The 3,098-nt window shown below is 68.2% G+C and carries 2 protein-coding genes and 1 pseudogene; 2 read left to right on the forward strand and 1 reads right to left on the reverse strand.

What is annotated here, in order from left to right; all coding sequences use genetic code 11:
* On the forward strand, window positions 1-856 hold an 856-nt coding region (locus DBR22_RS20945; protein WP_108600577.1), incomplete at its 5' end, for a mandelate racemase/muconate lactonizing enzyme family protein.
* Window positions 857-923: 67 nt separating this feature from the next.
* Window positions 924-2,375: an aldehyde dehydrogenase (NADP(+)) gene (locus tag DBR22_RS20950; RefSeq protein ID WP_108600578.1), complete on the forward strand. Its 1,452-nt coding sequence runs from the start codon at window positions 924-926 to the stop codon at window positions 2,373-2,375.
* Between the two features lie 242 nt (window positions 2,376-2,617).
* On the opposite strand, the pseudogene DBR22_RS20955 reads toward DBR22_RS20950, so the two are convergent.
* Window positions 2,618-3,098: pseudogene (locus DBR22_RS20955) on the reverse strand (M24 family metallopeptidase); the annotation flags it as partial.

Raw genomic sequence — 3,098 nt, forward strand, 5'->3', positions numbered from 1 at the left:
CCCCGAGACGGTGTGGGACGCGCTGTGGAAACGGCTGCATGAGGCCGGCGGCGGGGGGCTGACCACCATCGCCATGGCCGGCGTCGACCTGGCCCTGTGGGACCTGCAGGCGCGCCGGGCACAGGCCTCGGTTACCGGGCTGCTGGGCCAGCGGCAGGAGTCCGCGGAGGTCTACGGTTCCGGCGTGAACCTGCATTACACCCTCGAGGAACTGGTGGCGCAGACCGAACGCTGGGTCGCCGCCGGGCACCGGGCCGTCAAGATCAAGGTGGGCAAGCCCGACATCCGCGAGGACGCCGAGCGTGTGGCGGCAGTCCGGTCCGTGCTGGGCCCGGATCGCAAGCTGATGATCGACGCCAACCAGCGGTGGGACCTGCCCACCACCTTCAAAGCCCTGGACGTCCTCGCGGAGTTCGGACTGGAGTGGCTGGAGGAGCCCATCCGCGCGGATGACCTTTGGGCCTACCGCAGGCTGCGCAAGCATTCACCGGTACCCATCGCCCTCGGCGAAAACCTTCACACCATCTACCGCTTCCGCGATTTCATTGAGGCGGAGGCGGTGGACATCATCCAGCCCAACATCATCCGGGTAGGCGGCATCACGCCATTCCGCCGGATCGCTGAGCTGGCCCGGACCAACAGCATCCGCGTGATGCCGCACCTGCTGCCGGAACTTTCCGGGCAGCTCGCTCTCACACTGGCGGAGCCCACGCTCGTGGAGGACGTGGAGGACGCGTCCTTCGAACAGCTGGGCATCCTGGCCGGGCCGTCGCCGGTCCGCGTCAGCAGCAGCCGCCTGACACTCACGGACCAGCCGGGACTGGGCTTCCGCTTCACCTCCAACGCGCTGGGCTGAGGCTCCAGTCGCCCCGCAGACTATGACCGCAGACACCACCACCTCCCGACGAAACACAGGTACCCCAGTGACAACTGCAACCCTTTCACTTTCAGAGCTCACGGCCGCCGCAACGCAGGCCGCCGCCATCTCGGCCAACGCCTCCGACGCCGACCGCGCAGCCTGGCTCACCGCCGTCGCCGACGCCCTGGACGCCAACGTGGCCGAATTGGTGGACATCGCGGACTCCGAAACCAGCCTCGGCACTGCCCGCCTGACAGGCGAAGTGGCCCGGACGTCCGGACAGCTCCGGCTGTTCGCCCGCGTGATCACCGAAGGCTCCTACCTCGAGGCAGTCATCGACCATGCGGACCCGTCCGCCACCCCACCCAAGCCTGACCTGCGCCGCATCCTGCGTCCCATCGGCCCGGTGGCTGTCTTCTCCGCCTCCAACTTCCCGTTCGCCTTTTCTGTGGCCGGCGGCGATACCGCCTCCGCACTGGCTGTTGGCTCCTCGGTGATCGTCAAGGCACACTCGGGCCACCTGAAACTGTCCGAGCGGACGGCCGAGGTGGTCACCGAAGCCCTGCGGTCCGCCGGCGCTCCGGACGGATTGTTTGCCCTGGTGAGCGGCCGCGAGGTAGGCACCGCGCTGGTCCAGGATCCCGCCATCAAGGCCGTGGGGTTCACCGGGTCCATTCCCGGTGGCCGGGCGCTCTTTGACCTCGCAGTCTCCCGTCCCGATCCCATCCCGTTCTACGGCGAGCTGGGCAGCCTGAACCCGGTAGTCATCACGGAGGCCGCCCTGGCGGAGCGTTCCGGCCAGCTCGCGGCGGGACTTGCGGCGTCGTTCACGATGGGCGCCGGCCAGTTCTGCACCAAGCCCGGCCTGGTGTTCATCCCTGCGGGGACCGGATTCGCCGCTGAACTCGCTGAAGCCAGCAAGGATAAGCCGACGGCGCCCATGCTCACCACCCGGATCTCCGACGCCTACCCGGATGGCCTGCGCAGCGTGGCGTCGCTGCCCGATGTGACCATTGTCAGCGGCTCCGCGGACCAGGACGCAACCCGCGACGGCGCCGCCCCCGTGGTGTTCTCCACCTCCGCCGCCAACGTCCTGGCCCGTCCGGACGAGCTCCTGGAAGAGTGCTTCGGGCCCACTACGCTGCTGATCGAATACGCGGACCAGGAGGAGCTCTCGGCAGCCCTCGCCAAGGTTCCAGGCAGCCTGACCGCCACGGTCCATGCCCAGCCGGGTGAGGACATCGCGGACCTCGTGGAGCAACTGTCCGGCCTGGCAGGCCGGGTACTCTTCGACGGCTGGCCCACCGGCGTCGCGGTGAACTGGGCGCAGCAGCACGGCGGCCCGTACCCGGCCACCACGTCGCTGTTCACCTCGGTAGGCGCGACGGCGGTCCGCCGTTTCCAGCGCCCCGTCGCCTATCAGGATGCACCGGAAACGGTCCTGCACCCGGCCCTGCGCGAGAGCAACCCGCTCGGCATCCCGCGCCGCGTGGACGGTGAGCTCCGCCTCCCCTAGCAACCCTCTTGCAGTTGATGCCGCCCGAACCGCAACGCTCTTGCAGTTGATGTGGCTTTAACCGAAACGCTCTTGCAGTTGTTGCCTTACTGTCGGCAACAACTGCAGGAGCGTTTTCGCGTTCTCGTCATTAAGTGAGAGCAACGCGGGGTCACTTTTAGCCCATCAAAGGCCTTGAATTGGGCGGTAAGTGACCCCGCGTTGCAGTGTCAGAAGACGTCATCAAGTGAGAGAGCGTGAGGCTAGAGCTGCAGGGTGACCGGGCGTCGCAGGCCGTTGACCGTGGTGGAGGGCCAGCGCTCGTCCACCGTCAGGACCACCAGCCCGGCCCCGGTAACCTGCACGGTGTCTTCGATCTTGACTCCCGGACCCGACGGGTTCCATGTGAACGGCTGGTTGAGGACCACGGTATCCGTGACGCCGGCCGTGACGCGGGGGTCGCGGCCGGCGTAGCCAGCGGGACCGCCCTGGTGGTGCTGCTCCCACTGCTCCGCGCCGAAACCATGCCGGACGTAAGCCGACTTGATCTCACCGAAGATGCTGTCCAGCCGCGCGCCCGGTACCGTCGCGTCGAAGATGTCCGCCTCAACGGCTGCGATGCGGGCCTCGGCGTCGAGCTCTTCCGGGGTGCCGGCGTCGAACCGTACCCAGCGGGTGATGTTGGCAACCAGGCCGTCCCGGCGGGCACACACCACGGCCATGGCGCGGCGGCCGAGCGGCGCG

This window comes from Arthrobacter sp. HMWF013 (assembly GCF_003061105.1).
In the GTDB taxonomy this organism is placed as follows: Bacteria; Actinomycetota; Actinomycetes; order Actinomycetales; family Micrococcaceae; genus Arthrobacter.